Raw genomic sequence first — 15,071 nt, 5'->3', positions numbered from 1 at the left:
TTGAGCCGGCATGACTGCTAGTCCGGTGCACTGCTGCCGAAGGCGACGAACGCCGGCGGGTCATGCCGGCGTCGCTCAATCGGGGTTTACATCGGCAGCCAGGTCCCTAGTTTTAGCGTTTCGCGCCGCGCACCTAAGTGTGTGGATGATCGAGGACGGGACCGTGAGCTCTGGCCGGCCCCTCGAAACTTTCAAAGGATGGCTATCATGACACAGGCCAAGAATGGCGACACCGTGCGCATCAATTACAATGGCCGCCTGGCTGACGGCACTCAGTTCGATTCTTCCGGCAACGAACCGCTGCAATTCACGTTGGGTGAAGGACAAGTGATCGCCGGTCTCGAAACCCATGTCGAAGGTATGGAGGTGGGCGCGAAAAGCACCGTCACCATTCCCGCCGAGGCCGCCTATGGCCCCCACCGCCCCGAAGCGGTCATGACCGTCGAACGCGCCCGCGTACCAGACAACATCAATGTCGATATCGGCGCTCGATTGCAGGTCAGAACCCCGGAAGGGCGCCCGATGCCGGTAACAGTCGTCGGCGTGGACGACACCAGCGTCAAGCTCGACGGCAATCATCCGTTGGCCGGACGCGATCTCGTGTTCGACGTTGAACTGGTCGAGATCGTTCAGGCGGCGTAGGGCACGGCAAAGCGCGTAACGGCCATGATTTTCGGGTGACGCATTTCGACCGGTGGTTCCGGCGGTGCGTCACCTGTCGGAGGGAAAGACCGCGACGGCGGAAATCGTGTTGCACCACCCATAGAGACATTCGGCATCTGGAATGTCCAATTCAGCGTCGCAGTCTCGAGGACCTGTGGAAGGGTAGTGTCTCAGTTTGAAATTAAGACGACGGTCCATCGTAGTCAGGCGGTGGCGGCGTGCCTGGCCACCGAAGCACGACTTCCTCGCAGGAGTCTTGCATGCGCATGACGCAGACGGCGTTGCCGATCACATCGGCGGGGCGCTTCTGGCCTTTAGGTCCGGTGGGCAATTGCTGCCTCCTGAATTGGCCAGCGCTTATACGCGACGACCCAGAGAATGATTATCATTCCCAACGGGACCACAGAGAGAAGCACCCACGCCCGAGACATTCTTAGTCGCCCAAACAGCACCCACGCGGGGATGGCTGTGAGGACTGTCAACAAGGCGAATGGTAGCAACTGAATCGGATCTGACATTGGGTGCCTTCCATGCTTTCCGCTGAGCACATAGGCGGTTTCGCCTAGGCTAGCAAACCGGGATAGGCGCTTTCGCATATTTCAAATTTCAAACTGAGACACTACCTGTGGAAGACCTCGCTTGACAGCCGACTTCTCGTGACAGCAAAGTCTCGTGATGCGGGCGATTGGTTGGAATAGAATTGCGCGTGCCGGTGCAATCGTGCTGATGATCGGCACAAATGTTCCTCGGCCGGCGCGTTCCGACTCGCTCCTTCTCACAAGCCCGTCCCAGCCAGCCAATGTCGGCGATGCGATGCTGGCGGCTGCCAATTATCATGATTCCGGCGACTATGACCGCGACCTGGCCACTGTGGCGAATCAGGCAGGCGACTGGGTCATCAAGCGCGCAATGGAGGTGCCTCGCCCCGCACTGGTGCTCGATATCGACGAGACGGCTTTGGCCAACTGGGAGGTGATCACACGTGACAATTTCGGCCGCCCGATCGGCGGCGCCTGCGACATCGCAATCGATGGTCCCTGTGGCTGGGCCGCCTGGGATCAGCTTGCGAAGGATCCGGCCATCGACGCCGTGCTGGAGGTCTTCCGGCAGGCACGAGCGGCGAAAGTCGCGGTGTTCTTCATCACCGGACGTCCGGAGGACCAGCGTCAGGCAACCGAACAGAACCTGCAGTCGGCCGGCTATGCCGGCTACGAGCACCTTTACATGGTCCAGCCTGGGGCCAAATACGGCTCCGCCGCAGATTTCAAGGCACCCATAAGGGCCGAAATCGAAAAGGCCGGCTACACGATAATTGCCAATGTCGGTGACCAGCCATCCGACCTGTTCGGTGGGCATGCCGAGAAGCTGTTCCTGCTGCCTAATCCGTTCTACCGGGTTCGCTGACGGCCGGAACGGCACAAGCCCGGATCCTCGGCTCCTTGCCGAGCACCTACTAAGGTATCAGGACAACTTTGCCGGTCGCGCCGCGCTCGTCCAGCAGGCGATGTGCGTGGCTGGCCTGGTCGAGCGGGAAGCGGCCACCTTTGGTCACCATAAGCTGACCACCAGCGGCCAGATCGAAAAGCTCCAAAAGGCAGTCACGGAGACCGTCCGTAGACAGCAACGGCAGCAGGGCAAAACCCTTCAGCGACTGGTTGCGACCGATCATCGCCTCCATCTCCGGGGCGCCGAGCGCGTATCTGCCAAGTGCTGCAAACACCAACTCTCCGCGAGGTGCCAGAGCCTCCAGCGCAACCGCCGTCAGCGGGCCGCCGACAATGTCGTAGATGATGTCGACGCCAGCGCCACCTGTCGCTGCCCGGACGTGCACCGGCCAATCCGTGTTGCTGTAGTCGACGGCAGCATCGGATCCCAGCGACAAAGCAAGGTCGAGCTTGGCCTTGCTGCCGGCTGCCGCGATGACACGGCTAGCGCCGGCGCGCTTGGCAAGCTGGACGAGCAACGAACCGACGCCGCCCGCGGCAGCGGCGACCAGCACCGATCTGCCGGCCGGCGGGCTTTGCCGCGATAGATACAATGCCGTCAGTCCTTGCACCATCAATGCCGTCGCGTTTTCGAACGAGAGCGAATCCGGCAAGGGCACGGTCAGGCTTGCGTCGATCGTCACATACTCGGCATAGCCGCCAAACGGGCGGCTCGAGGCGAACAACGGTGCGGCGACGCGCGTGCCGAGCAAGGAAGCGTCCGCCCCCTGGCCAAGCGCCTCCACGATCCCGGCGGCCTCGACGCCAGGGATCATCGGCAGTTGCGGCGTCACCGCATAGCGATCCGCGCGCATCAGCACTTCGAAGAAATTCACCCCGGCCGCATGAACGCGGACCAAGACTTCGCCGGCTTGCGGCTCAGGCTTCGGCACCGCGACTATGTCGAGAACGTCGGGCCCGCCGAAGCGGCTCAGTTGAATGGCTCTCATCGCATGCACCGATCGCTGTTGGCATCGGCCGCTGTTTGCCACTATCTGCCTGGCTTCGACTACACACCGATTTGTCCGCTGCTGACCGGGAGGTGACCATGGCCAAGCTGATCAAGAGACTGCCGACGCTGCCGGCGGAGCGCGCGCTGAAAGTGATTTCGGGCCGCTGGAAGGCGGTCATCCTGTACCATCTCTTCGACGGCCCCCGGCGGCTGTCGGCGCTGCAGGCGCTGATGCCCGATATCACCCAGAAAGTGCTGATCCAGCAACTTCGCGAAATGGAAGAGCACGGCCTCGTCCGCCGCGAGATCTTTGCCGAGATACCTTCGCGCGTCGAATATTCGGCGACGCGGCTCGGCCTCAGCCTCGAGCCGATCCTGCTGGCACTTTGCCAGTGGGGCCAGCATCACGCCGACGAGCTGAATGAGATGGACCGCCTTGCCGATTGCATCATCAGACCACGGCAAGCGCAGGACGCCCATGCCGTGTGAACAAAAAGGGCGGCGCATGCGCCGCCCCAATGCTTGGGAGAATTAATCCTTGGGAGGACTGCTCGAACCTGTGCTCAGGCCGCCTTGACTTCCTCGGCGACGGCATCGGCCTGACGCGCCGTCTTCAGCACCCTGGCCCACCATGCAATGTCGTTGACCAGCGCGGTTGCCGCCTGGTTGAGGTGCTCGAACTCATCGAGCTTCTTGTCGCCTTGCTTGACGGCAAGGAAATCGGCCCAGGCGATGTGTACGGCGGACTTCACCGGCGCCATCTGCAACTCGACCGCATGCAGCCTCAGCTGCTCGACCGCGCGCGCGCCACCGACGCTGCCATAGCCGACGAAGCCGGCCGGCTTCTTGTTCCACTCGTTGGCGGCGTAGTCGATGGCGTTCTTCAGCACGGCCGTCGGGCCATGATTGTATTCCGCGGCGGTGAAGATGAAGCCGTCGAATCCGGCGACCTTCTTTTGCCAGCGCTGCGCCACTTCGTTCTGCGACGGCACCCAGGCGGAGGATGCGACCTCATCGAAGAACGGCAGCGGGAAATCGCGCAGGTCGACGACTTCAACGTCGATGTCGGCGTGCGACTTGGCTATCTTGGCAATCCATTGGGTCGGGACGTCGGCAAAGCGGGCCGCGCGGGTTGAACCAATGATGATGGCGATTTTGGGTTTTGACATAGAGGGGGCTCTCCTTACGGGAATACTGGTATCGTTTGGATACCTGAGCTATATGAGTAACTGGCCGCTCAATGTGCAAGGAGGCACTTTTTTGTTACCAAGGCACCCGCACCGCACCGAGGACTGCCGCGCCATCTCGGAAATCCTGCAGCGCGTCGGCGACAAATGGACGGTGCTCGTGGTCGGCAAGCTTGGCAACGGGCCGCTGCGTTTCAACGAGTTGCGCAGCGCCGTCGGCGGCATTTCGCAAAAGATGCTGACCACGACCTTGCGCGGGCTCGAGCGCGACGGCTTCGTTACGCGCACCGTGTTCCCGACCATCCCGCCGCGGGTCGACTACGAATTGACCGATCTTGGCTACGAACTGCTGGTGCCGGTCGATGCGCTCGGCGAATGGGCACGCAAGAACACCGAGCGCGTCAAGGCGGCGCGCGAGAAGTTCGACGCCATGCACAGCTGAACCCTTGTGCTGCAAGGGTTTGAACCTGTCGGGGAGCCTCGGATGAGCGCTACTGCTGTAACTGCATCTTGCTCTTCGGCAGCTTCTCGATCCGGTTCCATTTCGGGTTGGGACTGACCACCCTGCCGCCAATCGTGCAGGTCGTGGTCGTCTCCTTGCGGCAATTGCTCACCGTCGTGCCGCTGGTGTCGCATTTCGTCGCCGAGCAGATCTCGCACTTGGCCGCTTGCCCGTTGATGGTGCGGTTTTCCGACGTGCAGGTGGCGCCTGGATCGCCTTTTTTGACCTCGGCCAAAGCGCTTGCTGACGACAGGCAGAGCAAGGCTGCAAAGGCACCCGCCAGGGCAGCGTTCAGCATGTGTTGACGCATTGTCTTTCCTCCCAAGATCCCGTCGGTCGCGCTGCAGGCGCGCATGCGGGAACCCGTTAGCCAAAGACCACGCGGGATCGCTGTCCGCATCCCCCGCGCGGGAGAGACGGCTGTTTAAATCCGTCTTCTGGAATCAGGCCGGGTCAGCCTTCGGCCGGAACCGCCTTCGGCTTGCCTTCGCCGTCCAGCGCCACCATGACGAAGTCGGCATGGGTGACCTTCTCCATCAGGTCGGAGAGATAGCGCTGCGCCCAGGCCTCGACCTTGAGCGTCATCGAGGTGCGGCCGACGCGTTCGACATGCGTATAGATGCACAGCGTGTCGCCGATCTTCATCGGTTTGGCGAAGGACATTTCCTTCACCGCCGCCGTCACCACGCGGCCCTTGGCGCGCTCGGCGGCGCGGATGCCGCAGGCGAGATCCATCTGCGCCATCACCCAGCCGCCAAAAATGTCGCCTGCCGCATTGGCGTCGGAAGGCATGGCCAGCGTCCTGAGCGTCAGATCGCCGATCGGCCGCCCGTCCGCGTAATGCACCATTTGGCCAATCCTCTCGAAGCCGATTGTCCCGATCCCGTATCGTCATGGCACGGACAGGTCAACGCGCCACTGAACAGGTCGCGGCCTGAGGTTCGGCTATCGGTCGACAGTGTTGAAAAGATGCTGTGCGGAGCTAGACGAGCGCACCAGCAGGATTGCATTCCATGGCCGAGGTAAGAAAGCTTACCAATAGGCGTGCTTCACAAAGCGGGCCAGGGCGTTGGGACGTAGGCGTAGGCGTTGCCCTCGCGAATAACATGACCGATGCCTGGAAAGGGCAGGTGCATGCCTGCGACGAGCAGGCCATCCGCCGACACCATGTCGAGCACCTTCTTGCGTGTGGCGATTGCGGCCTGCTGGTCCACGTCGAAGGCGATTGCCCATTCCGGATGCGCAAATTGCAGCGCGGAGGCGTGGATTACGTCAGTGAAGAGCAGCAGGTTGGCGTCACCAGAGCCAATTCGAAGCGCGAGATGCCCCGGCGTGTGTCCGGGCGCAGGCAATGCCCTGATCCCGGGCGCGATCTCGACCTCGCCTTCGATCTTCCGGACCTTGCCATGGTAAGGCACCAGCGATTTGCGCGCTATTTCGAAGTACGGTTTCATCTGGTCGGGCGCCTTGGACCGGATCCCGTCATCGTGCCAGAAAGCGAATTCCGGCGCGGCAACCACGACCTCCGCTGCCGGGAAGGCGGCCTTGCCTCCAATACCGACAAGGCCGTTGGCATGGTCGGGATGGAGGTGGGTGATGATTACCGTGTCGATTTCTTCCGGCCTGACGCCAGCGGCGGCGAGCGCCTCGGGTATATGTCCCAGTATAGGCCCCATCGCCGATGCCGTGCCGGTATCGATCAGCACCCGTCTGTCGCCTTTGGTGACAAGGTAAGCATTGACCGAGGTCGGGAGTGGTTTTGGCAGGAATGCCTTTGCCAGCAGCGCTTCGGCGGCAGCCGTATCTGCGGAAGGGAAGAGTTCGAGGCCGAGATTGAGGTAGCCGTCGCTCAGTGCTGTGATCTCGAGGTCGCCGAGCATGAACCTGTGGGCGCTCGCAAGCGAAGCCGGAGACCGGGCGGCGATAGCCGCAGCGTTGCTCCCAAAGAGGCTGATCGGGGAAAGTAGCAGGGCACCGGCACTAAAGGTGCCGATGCCGAAGGTTCGACGGTCGATATTCATGGTCTTGTCCTTCGAATTGCAGATGAAGCTAGTCCCAGACTACGTCGTCGCTGCCGGGGCGGATGCCGACCGCTCGGACCGCTCTTGGGCGGGGGTCGGCGCGGTTCATGGCCAACTCCTTGCGACATCAATAATCCGCCTCACAAACTGCGGGAATAGCGATGGGATGCAGTTCACTGCTGCAGATTATGCAGCAGTGAACTTAAGCGAGTAAGGCCGCTGGTTCGGCCCTCCGAACGGCCTCGCTGAGCCCCGGCTTCACCTACTGGACAGGTTGCCGGGGCTCGAGCGCTCGGCGCAACGTCGGCGCCTCTTGCTCGATATAATCCCACAGACGGTTCGAGATCGGCCCGTGCGGCCGGTCGCGGCGGCGCGCCACCACCAACTCCTCGGTACGGCCTGGCAGATGACGGCCGGCCATGGATTGCAGGCGTCCGTCGCGCAGTTCCTCCTCGATCAGGAAGCGGGGCATGTGGCCCCATCCGAGGCCCTGCAGGATGATTTCCTTCTTCATGCCCTGATCGGCCACCATGCATTGAGGCGCACCCTCGATCATGAAGTAGTCTTGTTGCGGTGAATGGCGGGCCGTGTCGCGCATGACACATTGGGTGAACGCGTGCATCTGATCCGGCGTGATGGGGTGCTTGATGCGCTCCGGCAGAAAGCCCGACGCCACTACTGGGACGAAGGGCACCTTGCACAGATCGATCCATTCCACCCGCGGATCGCTCTTGTCGATCCAGTGCAGGATCAAATCGGCTTCGTCGTCGAAGAGGCGCTCCCACGGGCCGCCCACCGCCTCGAAATGCAGATGCAGGCGTGTGCCCGGACACTGGGCGAAGAACCGTCCGAGCATGCCCAGTGCCTGTGGGCGCGGGCACAGGTCGCCGATCACCACATGGATCTCGCTTTCTTCGCCCATTGACAGCTGAGCAGCATGAAGCCGCAAGCCTTCCAGCTCGCGCAGCAGCGATTGTGCCCTGTGATGGAACGACAGCCCTGCCTCGGTGGGGCGCACGCGATAGCCGCTGCGATCCAAGAGAACGAGGTCGAGTTGCCGCTCCAGCTTTGCAACGGCTGCGAACACAGCCGGGTGCGAGCGATGCAGCATGGCCGCCGCAGGCTGAAAGCCGCCGCAGCGGACCACGGCATCGAAGCATTGCAGGTCGTGCAGGGTGAATTCGGCCATGTCAGCTTACATTACAGAGATAGTCCTATCTTTGTAATATCATCAAAAGCGCGCCGCAGCTAGGCTTTGCCACATTCAACGCTCCAGAAGGAAGGTGTATTCACCATGAATGAGCTGGATTTCGTGACCGTCGGCGATGGCACACGCATCGCCTACCGCATCGACGGCGACGCCGGGAACCCCGTGCTGATGCTGTCGAATTCCATCGCCACCACACTGCGGATGTGGGACATGCAGGTCAATGAGCTGTCGAAGCATTTCCGTGTTCTGCGCTATGACTTTCGCGGCCACGGAGGGTCAAGCGTTCCGGCCGGCGCTTATTCGCTCGACCGGCTTGGCCGCGACGTGATCGAGTTGCTCGATGCCCTGGGCATTGAACGCGTACACTTCCTCGGTCTGTCGTTGGGCGGCTTCGTCGGGCAGTGGCTCGGCATCCACGCGCGCGAGCGGATCGAGCGCTTGATCCTGAGCAACACCTCATCCTACCTCGGACCGGCAAAGCAGTTTGACGAGCGGATTGCCGCCGTGCTGCAGGCGCCAGACATGGCGGAAACCGCCGAGATGTTCCTGGGCAACTGGTTTCCTGCGCGTATGCTGGCGGCCAACGAGCCCGTCATCGAAGAATTTCGCACCATGCTGCTGGCCATCGACCGGCAAGGCTTGGCTGGCTTGTTCGCGGCGGTTCGCGATGCGGACCTTCGCCGAACCGTAGCGCTGATTTCCAGGCCAACGCTGGTGATCGCCGGCCGGCACGACACTGTGACAGCCGCCAGCCATAGCGAGCTGATCGCGGCGACGGTGCCCGGCGCGAAACTGGTTGTCCTGCCCGCGGTCCACTTGTCGAATGTCGAGTATCCTGCCGAGTTCATGCAGGCCGTGCTCGGTTTTCTGCGCTGAGCGGAGCACGACGGGTTTGCTGAGTGAATGCTGTTTCGAACATCACCCGCATGGACCGAAACCTATGATGCGCTAGCGCGCAGTGCAGGCTAGACTGGGCAATATCGATAGCGGATGACGGCTGACATGGAACTTGGCTTTCGCCCACTAACGCCCGATCTGTGGCCGGCGCTCGAGGACCTGTTCGGTGACAGCGCCGTATGCAGTCGCTGTTGGTGTATGTACGGACGGATCGGCAGTTCTTATCGAAAGCGACCCGGCGAGGAAAACAAGGCCGCGTTCCGGCAGGCCGTCCAGCATGGTCCGCCTCCGGGCATCCTCGCCTTCGACGGCGATACCGCTGTCAGCTGGTGCCAGTTGACGCCGCGAGATGCCCTGCCCTGGCTCGATCGGCTATGGCAGCTCAAGCGCGTGGACGACAGGCCGGTCTGGTCCCTGTCCTGCCTCTACGTGCGAAAACGATACCGCAGGCGGGGCGTAACATTCCAGCTGATTGCGGAAGCACTGGAAGTCGCAAGGCGCGCAAATGCTCCGGCACTCGAAGCCTATCCTTTCGAGGCCGACGTATCGCCGAGTGCTTCCGGCAGCGGATATGCCTCCACCTTCGCGCGCGCCGGGTTCCGGGTCGTCGCTCGCAGAACGCCGGCCCGCCCGATCATGCGCTATGATTTCAAGCAGATTGCCGATCATCGCCTGTAATGCTTGGATCGCTTGTCGAGGAAGCGCAGGCACTTCGAAATGAAGCCGGATCGTTTTCAACTTTTGGTCAGAGGCACAACGTGGATTGGTTCACACGACGCAAGCCGTTCTCGGGCGCTGCGAAGTCAGCTTTCCCATTCAGCATGTTGACCACCATGGCAGAGGAGGAGCTGACGCCCTTTGTCGACGACACTTACCGAACGACGTCCCGACATCTCATTTCTGATGGAGCGGTCATCTATATTCCTTATCGGTTACATTTTCTGCCAAGCGTGCGAGAGCATCACCTTGGCTTTTCATTTCCGTCGCATTGCCTGCTGACACGATCGACAGATGGCTTTTTGCGGCAGAAATCAGCCAAGGTGATCCTGTCGCTGAACGAAAGTTGGAGCATCGCCTTCGTCGTTCTGCTGTTGGGCGAATATGTCGTCGAAATCGCCGAAGACATCTACGCCGCAGTACCTGGTCTGGACGCTTCAGCCTATGCCAGTTTTGTCCGACAGAACCGAGACGTAATGCGTGCAATGCGCAGCAAGGCCACAAGCTATTGGAATGCCTATTACAGGCGTGCTTATCCCAACCGGAAATCCTATCCAGCCATTGCTGTCCTCAATCAACTCGATGCGTGGGCAAGTTAGGTCTTCATCAATCTTCTTGGCGCTGAAAGTCGAAATTCAAACGAAGTTGCCAGTCGCTTTTTTCACATCGGATGCCGGAAGACCCGGCGACGCCGCGCCGCGCTCAAGTCTAGGCTAGAGCTGAATTCCGGAGCCAGCCGCAGCCACAATGCAGACCTATGATTTCATCATCGTTGGCTCCGGTTCGGCCGGCTTGGTCCTGGCCGAAAGATTGTCGGCTTCCGGCCGGTCGCTAGAGCCACTTGGTAAAGTTTTCGATGCGATGGATGCGTTCGACAGGTTAGACCTTACGAACCCGTCGAACTGGGTAAATGGAGCCTATTAAGGAAATGCCTGGGCAGGAAGAATGGTCAAGCGAAGAAGACGCTCGTGCCTACCGAGAGCTCCGAACCTTGGTCGATAAATGGAAACGCCTCGGATACAAGACCTATCCGGATGGAACCGAGTGGATTGGCCATACCCCGCATCGAGCGCCTCAAGCGTATTTGCATCAGCTGTACGCACCACTTGGCGCCATCGGAATTGGGCAGATGGAGTCTGAAATTTCGCGTCGACTCCCAGATAATTTCCGTTGCTTTCTCATGCTCCACAACGGGATAGGTCTGTTTGCGAATTATATAAGCGTCTATGGGCTGCGACGTAGCTGGTCACGCACGAATTTGGTGGAGGCGGGTCAACAACCCTTCTCCATACTGGAACCAAATATAAAGAGACGACCAGGCAATGCACCAGACGATGTTCTCTTTATTGGTGCGCTAGGGGACAATGACGATTTAATTGGCATGAATCCGGACGGGGGGGTCTTTCGCTGGGAGAGTGATGATCCTCTGTCCGGTTCGACCAAGTCCTACTCAAGCGTGTTCACCTTCCTGCTGGAAGAAGCCAATGAGGCGGCGGCCCTGTTCGACCCGGATGGGCGCGAACACGACTGAACTCGGGCAGCAGGCGACAGGCTGACATTCAGACTGAATATCCCCGGTCGCTTTTTTCACAACGGATGCCGGAAGACCCGGCGACGCCGCGTCGCGCCCAAGCCTAGGTTAGAGCCGAATTCCGGAGCCAGCCGCAGCCACCATGCAGACCTATGATTTCATCATCGTTGGCTCCGGTTCGGCCGGCTCGGTCCTGGCCGAAAGATTGTCGGCTTCCGGCCGCTTCTCGGTGCTGGTGCTGGAAGCCGGCGGCAGCGACCGTCGCTTCTACGTGCAGATGCCGCTCGGCTACGGCAAGACCTTCTTCGACCCGGCGGTCAACTGGAACTACAAGGCCGAGCCGGATCCCGGCCTGGCCGGCAATGCCGACCACTGGCCGCGCGGCAAGCTGCTCGGCGGCTCGAGTTCGATCAACGCCATGGTCTGGATCAGGGGCGCGCGTGAGGATTTCGACGCTTGGGCAGCGGCCGGCAATCCCGGCTGGGGCTTCGATGACCTGCTGGCCGCCTTCAAGGCGCTGGAGGATAACCAGGCCGGCGCCGACCAATGGCGCGGCGTCGGCGGGCCGCTGCATGTCACCGACTGCTCGACCTCCGTCCATCCGCTCACCAAGCGCTATCTCGCCGCCGCCAATCAAGCCGGCCTGCCGCTCAACCCGGATTTCAACGGCGCCTTCCAGGAAGGCGTCGGCGTCTACCAGATCACTACCAGGAACGGCCGCCGCATGTCGGCGGCGCGCGCCTTCCTGCACCCGGCGATGAAGCGCAAAAACGTCCGCGTCGAGATCAACGCGCTGGCAACAAAAATCCTGTTCGAGGGCAAGCGCGCCGTCGGCATCGAATATCTCCAGAATGGCGAGACAAAGACCGCCCGCGCCGGCCGCGAGGTCATCCTGTCGGGCGGCTCGGTCAATTCGCCCCAACTTCTCCAGCTCTCCGGTGTCGGCCCGTCGGCGCTTCTTGGCGCGCTCGGCATTCCCGTCGTTCACGCCAACGAGAATGTCGGGGCAAACCTGCAGGACCATGTCGGCATCAACTACACGTTCAAGGGCAGGCTGCCGACGCTCAACCAGATCCTGCGCCCGTGGTGGGGCAAGCTGCTGGTCGGCATGCAATACGTGTTTTTGCGCTCAGGCCCGCTGTCGCTGTCGATGAACAATGCCGGCGGCTTCTTCCGCACCGACTCGGCCGCGGCACGGCCCAACATGCAGCTCTATTTCCAGGCGTTTTCGACCGTCATTCCGAAGAGCGGCGAACGCCCGATCCTGACGCCCGATCCATGGCCGGGCTTTTCCATCGGGCTCTCCAACTGCCGTCCGTCAAGCCGCGGCGAAATCATGATCCGCTCCGCCAATCCGCGCGATTATCCCAAAATCGTCGCCAATGCCTTTTCGACCGAGGCGGACGTCGCTGAAATGCTGGCGGCGGTGAAATTCGTCCGGAAGATCGCCTCGATGCCGGCAATGGCCGAGATCATCGAGGAAGAGGTTTTGCCTGGTCCCTCGATCACCTCCGACGCCGATCTCATTCAGGATTTCAGGAAGCGCTCGGGCACCGTCTATCACCCGGTCTCGACCTGCCGCATGGGGCCGGACGCGGCGCACGCCGTCGTCGATCCGCGCCTCAAGGTACACGGCATCGAGGCGTTGCGCGTCATCGATGCCTCGATCTTTCCCGACAACATAACCGGCAACACCAACGCCGCCGCGATCATGACCGGGTGGAAGGGCGCCGAACTGGTTCTGGAGGATCAGAAATGAAAATCACCGACGTCAAGACCTGGGTGGTCGGCAATCCGCCGCCCGGCATCGGCGGCAAGTATTTCATCTTCGTCAAGCTCACCACCGATGGCGGCGTCGTCGGCTATGGCGAGGCCTACAACGCCACCTTTTCGGCTCATGTCACGGCGAAAATGGTTGAGGACATGGCCGAACGCTATCTGATCGGCCGCGATCCGCACGACGTCGAGAATTTCTTCCGCCGCGCCTATTCGTCCGGCTTCACCCAGCGCCCCGACGTGTCCGGGATGGGATGCTTTTCGGCGCTCGAAATCGCCTGCTGGGACATTATCGGCAAGGAGGCCGGCAAGCCGGTCTATAAGCTGCTCGGCGGCCAGGTTCACGAAACGCTGCGTTCCTATACCTACCTCTACCCGCACAGCGGCAGCGTCCATTCGGAGGACGCCCGCGGCAAGAACGTCTACAACGACCCCGATCTGGCCGCCGCCTGCGCGCTCGAATATGTCGAGCAGGGTTTTAACGCGGTCAAGCTCGACCCAGCCGGCCCCTACACCGCCTTCGACGGCCACCAGCCGCGCCTCGTCGACATCGACCTCTCCGCCCGCATGGTCAAGGCGATCCGCGAGGCGGTCGGCACAAGAGCCGACATCCTGTTCGGTACGCACGGCCAGTTCACCGCATCGGGCGCGCTGCGCCTGGCTCGCGCCATCGAGCCCTATGATCCGCTGTGGTTCGAGGAGCCGGTGCCGCCCGACATGCCCGAGGTGATGGCGCAGGTCGCCCGCGCGACCTCGATCCCGATTGCCACCGGCGAGCGGCTGACGACCAAGTTCGAATTCGCCCGCGTCATCGAGAACCGTGCGGCGACCATTCTTCAGCCCGACCTTGGCCGCTCCGGCGGCATTCTCGAAACCAAGAAGATCGCCGCCATGGCCGAGGCCTATCACATCCAGGTCGCGCCGCACTGCTATTGCGGACCGATCGTCGGCGCCGCCAACATCCAGCTCGCGGTAACGCTGCCCAACTTCCTCATTCTGGAATCGCTGAAACAGTGGGACGGTTTTCACGCGAAGCTGCTCAAGAAGAAGATCGAATGGCAGGACGGCAACGTCATCCCGTCGAAGGAGCCAGGCCTCGGTGTCGAACTCGACGAAGCCGTCTGCGAGGCGCATCCCTGGACCGGCAAGGACCTGCATTTGCAGATGCTGCAGACGCCGCTGATGCCGTGAGCGCGCGTCAGAGCTATGCCTTCGTCGGTCTTGGCCATCTCGGCGGCCAGCTCGCCGCCAACCTGATCCACAACGGCTTTGCCGTCACCGTATTCGACCGCGACCCGGCGGCCGTCGAGCGGCTGGTGATGCTTGGTGCCGATGCCGCCAACAGCCCGGCTGATGCCGCTGGCCGCGCCGGCAATGCCATCACCTGCCTGCCCTCGCCAAAAGTCAGCGAGGCGGTGCTGGCCGGCCCCGGCGGATTGCTCGAAGGCCTGCCCGCAGGCGGCAGTTGGATCGAGATGTCGACCAATGGCCAAGACGAGATCGTGCGCCTTGCATCCCTCGCCTCGGCAAGAGGCGTCGAGACGCTCGAATGCCCGGTCACCGGCGGCGTGCATCTGGCAGCCGTCGGACAGATCACCGCGCTGGTCGGCGGCGACGCAGCGCTTTATGCGCGCCACCGCCCTGCCGTCGAGGCGATGTGCGCGCGCTCGTTCCTGATGGGTCCGATCGGCTCGGCGGCGGTGATCAAGGTCATCACCAACATGCTGGCCTTCATCCATCTGGTCGCCGCCGGCGAAGCGCTGATGCTGGCCAAAAAGGGCGGGCTCGACCTTGCCCAGTCCTATCACGCCATCGTCGCCTCCTCCGGCAACAGCTTCGTCCATGAGACCGAAAGCCAGCTGGTGCTGAACGGCTCCTACGACATCGGCTTCACCATGGACTTGGCGTTGAAGGATCTCGGCTTCGCGCTCGGCATGGGTGAAAAATTCGGCGTGCCGCTCGAGCTTGCCTCGCGCGTCGACGCAATCTTCAGGCAAGGCAAGCAGGACTATGGCGGCAGCGCCTGGTCGACGATGATCGTGAAACTGCTCGAGGATGCCGTCGGCACCGACCTGCGCGCACCCGGTTTCCCGGCTAAACTCGCAAGTTGATATTGGCCGGATTATCAATC

At 61.8% G+C, this 15,071-nt stretch carries 17 protein-coding genes; 11 read left to right on the top strand and 6 right to left on the bottom strand.

Annotated features, from left to right (window positions below; translation table 11 throughout):
* Window positions 1-207: 207 nt before the first annotated feature.
* Window positions 208-642, top strand: a complete 435-nt coding sequence (locus NKI16_RS20745; RefSeq protein ID WP_352575815.1) for an FKBP-type peptidyl-prolyl cis-trans isomerase — start codon at window positions 208-210, stop codon at window positions 640-642.
* 696 nt (window positions 643-1,338) lie between these two features.
* Window positions 1,339-2,067: an HAD family acid phosphatase gene (locus NKI16_RS20740; protein ID WP_352843389.1), complete on the top strand. Its 729-nt coding sequence runs from the start codon at window positions 1,339-1,341 to the stop codon at window positions 2,065-2,067.
* A gap of 49 nt (window positions 2,068-2,116) precedes the next feature.
* Here NKI16_RS20740 and NKI16_RS20735 read toward each other — a convergent pair whose 3' ends face one another.
* Window positions 2,117-3,097, bottom strand: a complete 981-nt coding sequence (locus NKI16_RS20735; RefSeq protein WP_352567974.1) for a quinone oxidoreductase family protein — start codon at window positions 3,095-3,097, stop codon at window positions 2,117-2,119.
* A gap of 98 nt (window positions 3,098-3,195) precedes the next feature.
* Here NKI16_RS20735 and NKI16_RS20730 point away from each other — a divergent pair, with 98 nt between their 5' ends.
* Complete coding sequence (locus tag NKI16_RS20730; RefSeq protein WP_023678376.1) at window positions 3,196-3,588, top strand: winged helix-turn-helix transcriptional regulator; 393 nt, start codon at window positions 3,196-3,198, stop codon at window positions 3,586-3,588.
* 74 nt (window positions 3,589-3,662) lie between these two features.
* Here the strand turns inward: NKI16_RS20730 and NKI16_RS20725 are convergent, their stop codons facing one another.
* A complete protein-coding gene (locus NKI16_RS20725; RefSeq protein WP_023678377.1) occupies window positions 3,663-4,268 on the bottom strand; it encodes an NADPH-dependent FMN reductase in 606 nt (201 codons plus the stop codon).
* A gap of 91 nt (window positions 4,269-4,359) precedes the next feature.
* On the opposite strand from NKI16_RS20725, the gene NKI16_RS20720 reads away from it, so the two are divergent.
* Window positions 4,360-4,728, top strand: a complete 369-nt coding sequence (locus NKI16_RS20720) for a winged helix-turn-helix transcriptional regulator (RefSeq protein WP_023678378.1) — start codon at window positions 4,360-4,362, stop codon at window positions 4,726-4,728.
* A gap of 49 nt (window positions 4,729-4,777) precedes the next feature.
* Here the strand turns inward: NKI16_RS20720 and NKI16_RS20715 are convergent, their stop codons facing one another.
* The 4 genes from NKI16_RS20715 to NKI16_RS20700 form a co-directional block, all read right to left on the bottom strand.
* The gene (locus NKI16_RS20715) at window positions 4,778-5,098 is read right to left on the bottom strand and encodes a hypothetical protein (protein ID WP_352567975.1); all 321 of its coding nucleotides are present in this window, start codon (window positions 5,096-5,098) and stop codon (window positions 4,778-4,780) included.
* 143 nt (window positions 5,099-5,241) lie between these two features.
* Window positions 5,242-5,637: an acyl-CoA thioesterase gene (locus tag NKI16_RS20710; protein ID WP_023678380.1), complete on the bottom strand. Its 396-nt coding sequence runs from the start codon at window positions 5,635-5,637 to the stop codon at window positions 5,242-5,244.
* Window positions 5,638-5,837: 200 nt separating this feature from the next.
* Window positions 5,838-6,809, bottom strand: a complete 972-nt coding sequence (locus NKI16_RS20705) for an MBL fold metallo-hydrolase (RefSeq protein WP_352743236.1) — start codon at window positions 6,807-6,809, stop codon at window positions 5,838-5,840.
* Between the two features lie 262 nt (window positions 6,810-7,071).
* Window positions 7,072-7,998 (bottom strand): LysR family transcriptional regulator, encoded by a 927-nt coding sequence (locus NKI16_RS20700; protein ID WP_352697595.1) that lies wholly within the window; start codon window positions 7,996-7,998, stop codon window positions 7,072-7,074.
* A gap of 105 nt (window positions 7,999-8,103) precedes the next feature.
* Here NKI16_RS20700 and NKI16_RS20695 point away from each other — a divergent pair, with 105 nt between their 5' ends.
* From NKI16_RS20695 to NKI16_RS20665, 7 genes are all read left to right on the top strand, one after another.
* A complete protein-coding gene (locus NKI16_RS20695) occupies window positions 8,104-8,895 on the top strand; it encodes an alpha/beta fold hydrolase (protein WP_352782446.1) in 792 nt (263 codons plus the stop codon).
* A 114-nt stretch (window positions 8,896-9,009) separates the two neighbouring features.
* The gene (locus tag NKI16_RS20690) at window positions 9,010-9,594 is read left to right on the top strand and encodes a GNAT family N-acetyltransferase (RefSeq protein ID WP_352782448.1); all 585 of its coding nucleotides are present in this window, start codon (window positions 9,010-9,012) and stop codon (window positions 9,592-9,594) included.
* Window positions 9,594-10,232 (top strand): hypothetical protein, encoded by a 639-nt coding sequence (locus NKI16_RS20685; RefSeq protein WP_352639983.1) that lies wholly within the window; start codon window positions 9,594-9,596, stop codon window positions 10,230-10,232. Before NKI16_RS20690 ends, NKI16_RS20685 begins: the two co-directional genes overlap by 1 nt.
* 311 nt (window positions 10,233-10,543) lie before the next feature.
* Window positions 10,544-11,164 (top strand): SMI1/KNR4 family protein, encoded by a 621-nt coding sequence (locus NKI16_RS20680; protein WP_352640815.1) that lies wholly within the window; start codon window positions 10,544-10,546, stop codon window positions 11,162-11,164.
* A 142-nt stretch (window positions 11,165-11,306) separates the two neighbouring features.
* Window positions 11,307-12,923: a GMC family oxidoreductase gene (locus NKI16_RS20675; protein ID WP_352782450.1), complete on the top strand. Its 1,617-nt coding sequence runs from the start codon at window positions 11,307-11,309 to the stop codon at window positions 12,921-12,923.
* A complete protein-coding gene (locus NKI16_RS20670) occupies window positions 12,920-14,131 on the top strand; it encodes a mandelate racemase/muconate lactonizing enzyme family protein (protein WP_023678387.1) in 1,212 nt (403 codons plus the stop codon). Before NKI16_RS20675 ends, NKI16_RS20670 begins: the two co-directional genes overlap by 4 nt.
* Window positions 14,128-15,051, top strand: coding sequence for an NAD(P)-dependent oxidoreductase (locus NKI16_RS20665; RefSeq protein ID WP_023678388.1), 924 nt, complete (start codon window positions 14,128-14,130; stop codon window positions 15,049-15,051). The genes NKI16_RS20670 and NKI16_RS20665 overlap by 4 nt, the downstream gene beginning before the upstream one ends.
* The last annotated feature ends 20 nt before the right edge of the window (window positions 15,052-15,071 follow it).

Source organism: Mesorhizobium sp. M0698, from assembly GCF_040320455.1.
GTDB lineage: Bacteria > Pseudomonadota > Alphaproteobacteria > Rhizobiales > Rhizobiaceae > Mesorhizobium.
Note: the sequence above shows the minus strand (reverse complement) of the source record. Positions and strands in the feature narration are given on the sequence as shown.

Coding starts and splice junctions, on each gene's coding strand:
- NKI16_RS20670 (WP_023678387.1), top strand. CDS start 12,920: ATGAAAATCACCGACGTCAAGACCTGGGTGGTCGGCAATCCGCCGCCC.
- NKI16_RS20690 (WP_352782448.1), top strand. CDS start 9,010: ATGACGGCTGACATGGAACTTGGCTTTCGCCCACTAACGCCCGATCTG.
- NKI16_RS20680 (WP_352640815.1), top strand. CDS start 10,544: ATGGAGCCTATTAAGGAAATGCCTGGGCAGGAAGAATGGTCAAGCGAA.
- NKI16_RS20700 (WP_352697595.1), bottom strand. CDS start 7,998: ATGGCCGAATTCACCCTGCACGACCTGCAATGCTTCGATGCCGTGGTC.
- NKI16_RS20685 (WP_352639983.1), top strand. CDS start 9,594: ATGCTTGGATCGCTTGTCGAGGAAGCGCAGGCACTTCGAAATGAAGCC.
- NKI16_RS20675 (WP_352782450.1), top strand. CDS start 11,307: ATGCAGACCTATGATTTCATCATCGTTGGCTCCGGTTCGGCCGGCTCG.
- NKI16_RS20745 (WP_352575815.1), top strand. CDS start 208: ATGACACAGGCCAAGAATGGCGACACCGTGCGCATCAATTACAATGGC.
- NKI16_RS20710 (WP_023678380.1), bottom strand. CDS start 5,637: ATGGTGCATTACGCGGACGGGCGGCCGATCGGCGATCTGACGCTCAGG.
- NKI16_RS20735 (WP_352567974.1), bottom strand. CDS start 3,097: ATGAGAGCCATTCAACTGAGCCGCTTCGGCGGGCCCGACGTTCTCGAC.
- NKI16_RS20695 (WP_352782446.1), top strand. CDS start 8,104: ATGAATGAGCTGGATTTCGTGACCGTCGGCGATGGCACACGCATCGCC.
- NKI16_RS20725 (WP_023678377.1), bottom strand. CDS start 4,268: ATGTCAAAACCCAAAATCGCCATCATCATTGGTTCAACCCGCGCGGCC.
- NKI16_RS20740 (WP_352843389.1), top strand. CDS start 1,339: ATGCGGGCGATTGGTTGGAATAGAATTGCGCGTGCCGGTGCAATCGTG.
- NKI16_RS20705 (WP_352743236.1), bottom strand. CDS start 6,809: ATGAATATCGACCGTCGAACCTTCGGCATCGGCACCTTTAGTGCCGGT.
- NKI16_RS20715 (WP_352567975.1), bottom strand. CDS start 5,098: ATGCGTCAACACATGCTGAACGCTGCCCTGGCGGGTGCCTTTGCAGCC.
- NKI16_RS20730 (WP_023678376.1), top strand. CDS start 3,196: ATGGCCAAGCTGATCAAGAGACTGCCGACGCTGCCGGCGGAGCGCGCG.